General features: G+C 42.1%; 9 protein-coding genes and 2 pseudogenes. 7 read left to right on the top strand and 4 right to left on the bottom strand.

Annotated elements, in window-relative coordinates:
* Positions 1 to 346, top strand: a pseudogene (locus R7P74_RS24045) (hypothetical protein); the annotation flags it as partial.
* Between the two features lie 57 nt (positions 347 to 403).
* Here R7P74_RS24045 and R7P74_RS24040 read toward each other — a convergent pair.
* Positions 404 to 1,294, bottom strand: a complete 891-nt coding sequence (locus tag R7P74_RS24040; protein WP_012615284.1) for a replication initiation protein — start codon at positions 1,292 to 1,294, stop codon at positions 404 to 406.
* 634 nt (positions 1,295 to 1,928) lie between these two features.
* On the opposite strand from R7P74_RS24040, the gene R7P74_RS24035 reads away from it, so the two are divergent.
* The 3 genes from R7P74_RS24035 (at position 1,929) to R7P74_RS24025 (ending at position 3,769) form a co-directional block, all read left to right on the top strand.
* On the top strand, positions 1,929 to 2,585 hold the full coding sequence (locus tag R7P74_RS24035; protein ID WP_000361705.1) for a quinolone resistance pentapeptide repeat protein QnrVC5: 657 nt from the start codon (positions 1,929 to 1,931) through the stop codon (positions 2,583 to 2,585).
* Between the two features lie 162 nt (positions 2,586 to 2,747).
* Positions 2,748 to 3,221 carry a trimethoprim-resistant dihydrofolate reductase DfrA31 gene (gene dfrA31 / locus R7P74_RS24030; protein ID WP_000703246.1) on the top strand — a complete coding sequence of 158 codons (474 nt, stop codon included), beginning with the start codon at positions 2,748 to 2,750 and terminating at the stop codon, positions 3,219 to 3,221.
* A 155-nt stretch (positions 3,222 to 3,376) separates the two neighbouring features.
* Positions 3,377 to 3,769: a hypothetical protein gene (locus R7P74_RS24025; protein WP_000884724.1), complete on the top strand. Its 393-nt coding sequence runs from the start codon at positions 3,377 to 3,379 to the stop codon at positions 3,767 to 3,769.
* A 390-nt stretch (positions 3,770 to 4,159) separates the two neighbouring features.
* On the opposite strand, the gene R7P74_RS24020 is transcribed toward R7P74_RS24025, so the two are convergent.
* Genes R7P74_RS24020 through R7P74_RS24010 form a run of 3 tightly spaced genes read right to left on the bottom strand, consistent with a single transcriptional unit; the run spans position 4,160 to position 4,950 of the window.
* Positions 4,160 to 4,444 (bottom strand): type II toxin-antitoxin system RelE/ParE family toxin, encoded by a 285-nt coding sequence (locus R7P74_RS24020; protein WP_012615283.1) that lies wholly within the window; start codon positions 4,442 to 4,444, stop codon positions 4,160 to 4,162.
* A complete protein-coding gene (locus tag R7P74_RS24015) occupies positions 4,437 to 4,679 on the bottom strand; it encodes a type II toxin-antitoxin system ParD family antitoxin (protein WP_012615282.1) in 243 nt (80 codons plus the stop codon). Before R7P74_RS24015 ends, R7P74_RS24020 begins: the two co-directional genes overlap by 8 nt.
* Positions 4,680 to 4,722: 43 nt before the next feature.
* A complete protein-coding gene (locus tag R7P74_RS24010) occupies positions 4,723 to 4,950 on the bottom strand; it encodes a hypothetical protein (protein WP_225452192.1) in 228 nt (75 codons plus the stop codon).
* Positions 4,951 to 5,673: 723 nt separating this feature from the next.
* Here R7P74_RS24010 and R7P74_RS24005 point away from each other — a divergent pair.
* The 3 genes and pseudogenes from R7P74_RS24005 to R7P74_RS23995 all read left to right on the top strand — a co-directional run.
* Entirely contained in the window at positions 5,674 to 5,919 is a 246-nt protein-coding gene (locus R7P74_RS24005; RefSeq protein ID WP_169573145.1) for a hypothetical protein, read from the top strand.
* Positions 5,912 to 6,820: a tyrosine-type recombinase/integrase gene (locus R7P74_RS24000; RefSeq protein WP_102137292.1), complete on the top strand. Its 909-nt coding sequence runs from the start codon at positions 5,912 to 5,914 to the stop codon at positions 6,818 to 6,820. Before R7P74_RS24005 ends, R7P74_RS24000 begins: the two co-directional genes overlap by 8 nt.
* A pseudogene (locus R7P74_RS23995) lies at positions 6,817 to 7,198 on the top strand (hypothetical protein); the annotation flags it as partial. The gene R7P74_RS24000 and the pseudogene R7P74_RS23995, both read left to right, overlap by 4 nt.

The following is a 7,198-nucleotide window of genomic DNA, read 5'->3' as shown; positions in this document are numbered from 1 at the left end:
CGAAAACATAAAACGAGAATACCAAGGTCAAGTTGAGAAGGATATCGTAAACAAACACGCCAAAGAAGCGAAACGACTCAACAAGAAAGAAAACGAGATCTACGCTATCAAGCAGCAAACAGAGAACAAGGAAGTGGCGTTACAAAAGCAAATAAGAATAGTCAATCACGCACACCGTCGACAAAACCAACAGACACAGAGTAAGTTAGGTCAAAGAGATCGACTGAGCGCAGAGAAGAAAATAATGGCAGAGTTCTTAGATGAAATAGACTGGAAGTTCACGGATGGAACAAAAATCACGTATACCGCTCTAGCAAGATTAGCAAAGAAACATAGAGGCCATTAATCAGATAACAACCCTAAAAAGGGCTGTTATCTGATATAGCTTGTTTAGTGCCACACATTACAATTTGCCAGTCGACTTCCAACGGAAGTAAGTTCTTCGACTGATACCAAGCTCAACCCAAGGTTCGTTAAGGCTAGGTCTACCTCCACCTTTTGAAACTTTTCCACCCTTAGCACCTTTCTTAGCGTGCCATTGGCTTTTCTTTTCTGGCGTGAATTCTCGATACGTCCAGTTAGCGATCGACTTCGCTATCGCTTTCACTTCTGACACGGGCAAAGGAACATTGAACTGGCTATTCGTACTTTCTACTTTGTCGTAGACGGCTGCATTCCACTTTCTTTTGTAGTTAGGCGCCCAGTATTCCCGAATCGCTCTATATGCCCACTGACGAGTGTTATCGAACAACTCACAGTTACGGCCAAGACCAGACGTTTCGCTACCACGTAACGGGTGGCCTTTCAGATCGAGGTATTCCGCCAGTTCATCGAGTGTGTACTCGTACTCTGTCCAAAACTCATTTTGCCAATGTGGGTGCAGTGGATTTTTCGTCAGTAGTCCTGCGAATCCACGATCCGCTTTCAGACGCTCAATCATCGCGGATTCAATCGCAGCTGCGTAGCGAATAGGTTCACTATGCGCGATATCAGACGTACAGAATGGAACTTTCAAGCGATACGCAATGTGTGCGTGTGCGTTCTCTGGGTTCTTTGAAGTCCAATATGGTGTGGGAAGATCGTTGTCGTACCAAGCCAACACACCGCCTTGTCGATCAATATCAAAGACAAGGTAAGTGACCAACTTCGGTTGGTTCACTTGCAGATATTTTTTCTTAATCGCTGTACTTTTTGGGCGTATGTAAGTGACACCGAGTTCATCGGTGCAATACGGCTTATGAGGAAGCGTCTCGATTAGATCGAGTTGAAATGCGTTTGATTGTTTAGCTTTCACACATAACTGCACTTATGGCGGTTACGTGTGGATTGTCTTTGTCTTTCCATGTGTTAAAATTACCTTAAGCTTTAGCCCTGATAACTCTCCATTCCGCCAAGTTTGAATGAGTTTCGGGGCTTTGTTTTATCTAGAGTTAATCTTACTCCTCAATACCTTACTTCGCAATTTCCCTTCGCTTTTCTTGCTTTCAGGCACAAAAAAGGCCGCTATAGCGACCTTTCGAGAATCATTGTTCTACCGAAACACTGCACTTCGCACAAAGTGACATTACGTTAAATCCCACTCTTCACATTAAGCGACATGTTACCACCTAACATGCCGAATTTATCTTTAAGTCTTTGAATTTATGTTGACCATGAAAGATTAAATGAGCTTAGATCTGAGTAGAAATACGGCTTTTCGCCGTATAGAAAGCGTTATGTGTTTTTCTTGCAAGCGCCATGATTAATCAAAACTTTTTTCTAGCCATGCGGCATGGGTGAATTAAAAAACGGTGCCTTAGAGCGTCAATTTGGCGCCTTATTTTTGCGATTTTAAGTGGTTGTAAGTTGCTGTTTTTAAGGTGTTTATTTTTCTTGAGAACTGGTTGGTAAATGTTAGTCTTCGACTCAAATAGAAAGAGGGCTAGAAAATGGATAAAACAGACCAGTTATATGTACAAGCAGACTTTTCACATCAAGACATGAGTGGTCAGTATTTTAAAAATTGCAAATTTTTCTGCTGTTCCTTTAAACGAGCGAACCTCCGCGATACACAATTTGTAGATTGTTCTTTCATTGAACGAGGTGAATTAGAGGGGTGTGATTTTTCTTACTCGGATCTTAGAGATGCATCTTTTAAAAACTGCAGTCTTTCAATGTCGTATTTCAAAGGTGCAAATTGTTTTGGTATCGAGTTCAGAGAATGCGATTTAAAGGGTGCCAATTTTTCTCAAGCTAGCTTCATGAATCAGGTATCGAACAGAATGTATTTTTGTTCAGCTTATATAACAGGTTGTAATCTTTCATACGCCAACTTTGAAAGGCAGTGTATCGAAAAGTGTGATTTGTTTGAGAATAGATGGATTGGCGCAAATCTGAGTGGTGCATCATTTAAAGAGTCTGATTTAAGTCGGGGAGTATTTTCTGAAGGGTGTTGGAGCCAGTGTAGGTTGCAAGGTTGTGATTTGAGCCACTCGGAGTTGTATGGTTTAGACCCTCGGAAAGTTGACCTTACAGGTGTAAAAATCTGTTCGTGGCAGCAAGAACAACTTTTAGAGCAATTAGGTTTAATAGTAGTTCCTGACTAAATTTGATGGTTTGAACACACACATAACAAACGCCTCAAGAGGGACTGTCAACGCGTGGCGTTTCCAGTCCCAATGAGCCGCTGTGGTTGCAGTTGTTGTGTTTGAGTTTAGTTGTTATGCGTTGCCAGCCCCTTAGGCGGGCGTTAGCCCTCAGGAGGAAAAATGAAAATATCCATTATGGCAGCAGTTTCTGAGAATGGAGTAATTGGCTCTGGATTGGATATACCTTGGCATGTACAAGGTGAGCAGCTCCTGTTCAAAGCTATGACTTACAATCATTGGCTTTTAGTCGGTCGTAAAACTTTCGACTCAATGGGTAAACTTCCCAATAGGAAATATGCTGTGGTTACTCGCTCAGAAATGGTCTCGAATGATCCAGATGTTATTTATTTCACCAGCATTGAATCGGCATTATCTTACTTAGACAATACGACAACACATGTCTTTGTTTCTGGTGGTGGTGAAATTTACAAAGCATTAATCGAACAAGCAGATGTTATCCATCTTTCAGTGATTCATAAGCACATCTCTGGCGACGTGTTTTTCCCTTCAGTTCCACAGAGTTTCAAACAAACATTTGAGCAAAGTTTCAGTTCAAATATTGATTACACGTACCAAATTTGGGCAAAGGGCTAACAAACTGTTTAAGAGGGATTCACAACGCGTGGCATTTTTACTATGCGTTGGTTTTAGTGGTTAAGGCGGTATGCGGAAGCTTCGGTATTGCGTTGCTCACCCCTTAACAGGGCGTTAGAGCACTCCTAGTAAAGTAACATAGAGTTAACAAAATAATGTTAGATAAATTAGTTGGTAAGGTTATTAATTTCAAAGCGGTCACTAAAACCAAGGTACAGTTTGAATTAAGTGAAAATAATTGTGTAATCGAACTTCAAGTATCTGATGCTTGGGTTATTAATCGTAATGATGAAGTTACTGTTGTCGGCGAGCGGGACTCAAAAACAGGTAAGTTTATTGCCTATGCTTACAATAACCACACAAAGGGAGTATTTGGTAAGTATGATGCCCAAGTAGTAGGTGGATGGTTGTTTGTTGTTATTGGGCTATTCTTTTTTTGGGCTATTTTTCCACTGTTCTTACATGTTCCTGCAGGAATCAAACAGATTTCGCTTGGGAAAAAAGTTAACGAAGCTTTTGACTTGGTGACACAGAGCAAAGTGCTCTAACAAAGCATTTAAGAGTGATTCGCAACGCGTGACTCTGTAACGAAAATCACCTCCCCCTATTGATTAATGTATACCAATTTCATAGAACCACTTGAAGATGTATACATTAATCAGAATCCAAATTTATGCCTGAGCCACACTCAAAATCGGTGTCTATTATTCCTATTATGTTAAACGGGCGAGTTAGCTATCAAAAACAGCCCTTAGAACGCCATCAGAGGCTCTAGGCACGTTTTTAAGCACTTACTATGCCCTACTGACCCAGAAATCGGGCTGAAAGTTTGTGACGCTTTTCAGGCGATTTACAGGGCAAAGATGGCGCTGTTCGTTTGAAACAAAAAACGCCCTCTAAGGGGCGTTTTTCTAGGTTTTATCAAAAAATTAAGTAATTTAAAGATGCAACATTGGGTTCATCTGTTGGTGCAAGATCCGGATAACAAAGATATCGAACTCTCGAACTCGATAAAAAATGGCGTGTTTCTGATGATCATGACGACGTACGCCAGAACGAAGTTCGGAACAATCTCGACCAATGAATGGTGCCTCTGACAGAGTTTGTAAACATTGTTCCATTTCATCGGTGTAGTTGTCGGCTTGCTCTGCGCCAAAATTTAAAAAGGTATATTCGTAGATATCCCCAAAATCGTCTGCTGCTTTTTGGGAAAGTTTATACATGCAGCTTGGCCTTTCTTCTTGCTGCCACTTCTTTTAATGACAAGGAACACTCTCCGCTCGCCTCACCCTCATCGAGCGCTTTTCGCAGTAAGTCTTGTTGATTCTCTTGTTGTTCGAGTAGTCGCAATGCACTTCTCATCACTTCACTTGTTGAGCCATAACGACCTGTTGCGATCATTCTTTCGATAAAACAATCAAGAGATTCTCCGATTGTGACGCTTGTTGTTCTAGCCATAAAATCACCATGTGTTAATTATTAACACACCTAGTATACCTCTTCATTTTCTCTTTTTCGCTAATTGCTTATCACACCATGCCATGAGCTGTTCGGCTTTCAATGTTATTACCCCCAGAGCCAACATACCCAAGATGTAACTCCACCCCAAAGCATTCCCCCAACCCGGTATGTTGTCACTCACCACAATGAAAACAGCGCAAAATGATAATGCTGTAAAAATAACTCGAATAAACATAACAGCCTCTTTCTCATAGATTCTTTTATCCACCTTACCATCAGCGTTTTGTTTCCTAAGTTTGGCTCTTGATCATGCAGCTCAAAAACGCCTAGCGTTCAAAATGCACATCACCGGCCCAGGATAAACTTGCAGTTTATCTTGGGCTAGTGATGCGACAAGCGCAGCGCGTCAGTTCGTGAGGGGCTACTGCCCCTAACCCCGTCAAATTCACTCAAAGCACCGCCCTGTTGCTACGCAATTCAGGCGGTACTTTTCGCAAATTTCGCGAGCCTACTCGCGCTATGTAGAATTTAAAAATTCCACATAGCGCGAGCTTTAATAAGCTTTTATATAATTTCACGCAACAAAAAGCCTGCAACAAAACAATATTGCAGATAAAACGTGAAAATGTCACAATGGAATTTCCATAGCCCACTGCTGCTTATGCAGGAACCTGACCTCTACAACCTCCTTGGTTTGGTCTGCGAAAATCAAATCCGCGCTTAGTCAGAGAACTAAAAAATGATTTTGCCTCAGGGGAGTACGGCCTAGTTAACACCGTACACGTTGGTTTTAATTACTGATACCAACGGTGCTTCTCAAAGCAGCGAAACACAAAAATCAGTACGCACTTCACTGGCGGAAAGTGAACGTGAAAAGGTGTGAACAGTCGGCCTTGCTATACGAAAAAAAGCAAAATTGGCGAACGGCAATGCCGTCTGGATATTTTTACGAAAATATTTAGCTAGTTCTTACGCCCACATCGAGATTTTTATGAGCTTTGATCCAGTAGCAGCGACCGAAGCTGCAAAAAAGACCCGTGCTTTACGCAAAGGCAAAAACTATAAGAAACGCACCTCTAAACTTGAACCGTTCCGTTCTGAAATCGCCAAAATGTACAAGCATGGCGCATCTTTAGAACTGATTGCTCTGCACCTCCAAACTGAACACAAGCAATATGCAGCTCGCAGTACCATCCTCCGATATATCCATTCCATCGGAGTAACACGCAATGGCTAAAGGGCACTTCGCAAAATCAGAAAAACAAGCCGCTTCTGTCATGAAAGAAATGCAGGGGAAAGGTAATGCCATAGAATCGGTGGGAACGGCGAGGAACTACGAACAAGCATTGAAAACCTGTTGCGATTATCTGAAAGAGTTCAAGCTTGGCTCTCTAAGAGAACTAACCCCAGAACAAGCAAAAAACTACATAGAGTTACGCGCTCACGAATGTAAACAAAGCACAATCGACATGGATCGTCAGGCAATACAAACAATGATGCAGCATGTCACACATAAGTTAGAACCCAATCAAACACTATACCCACCCAAAGAGCTTCCTACATCTAAAAAAGAAACTATTGAAAACTCTCGTTCTTACACGCCAGAACAGGTCAATGCGATCATTCAGCACCAAACCGAGCAACATGCACTCTCAACACAACTTTGTCATGAAGCGGGTCTACGCGCTCACGAACTGTACACACTACGACCTTCTGGCGAAGTAAATCCGAGTCCACGGGACGTACACCAAGATAAATTTTCCCAACTCCCCAATGACTCAAAAACCTACACGGTTCAAGGGAAAGGCGGTCTCATTCGTGAAGTTCAAATCCCCAACCATTTGGCAGAAAAGTTAGAAGAACGCAGACTCGATACACCACAGCAACTCTCTGACAGGGGCGTGAATTACGAATCGCATTACAACATAGCAGGAGGACACAAGTTTTCTGATGCGTTCAGCAAAGCGAGTTCTCGCGCTCTTGGGTACTCCAACGGAGCACACGGCTTACGCCATAGCTACGCACAAAACCGCTACGAACAACTGGCTAACCACTTTGAGCGTATCGATGTCATGACGATTATTTCTCAAGAGCTAGGGCATTTCCGCCCCGATATTACAGAGGTATACCTACGATGATTTGGGGATTTTTGACGGTAATTGTTGTGGGATTGGTATTGCTTTTTGCAGCACCATTTCTTGATTTTCTAACTCCCGATAGCACGATTTGGTTAGTAGACTTATCCAACTCAAATGGTCCTATTTTACTAGCACAAGGCGCAAAAACGCTCTGGTACCAATGGCAATCATGGGTTTACATATTCTTGTTTAGCCTCATGACAGCGTTCATTTTAGGTTTAATTTACAACGGCATTCGCACATTCGCAGATGAGTCGTTACTCAAAGCTAAGAAAGAATTAGCTAAAAAAACGAAAGAGATCGAAAACATAAAACGAGAATACCAAGGTCAAGTTGAGAAGGATATCGTAAACAAACACGCCAAAGAAGCGAAACGAC

Source organism: Vibrio sp. 2033 (genome assembly GCF_033339735.1).
Note: the sequence above shows the minus strand (reverse complement) of the source record. Positions and strands in the feature narration are given on the sequence as shown.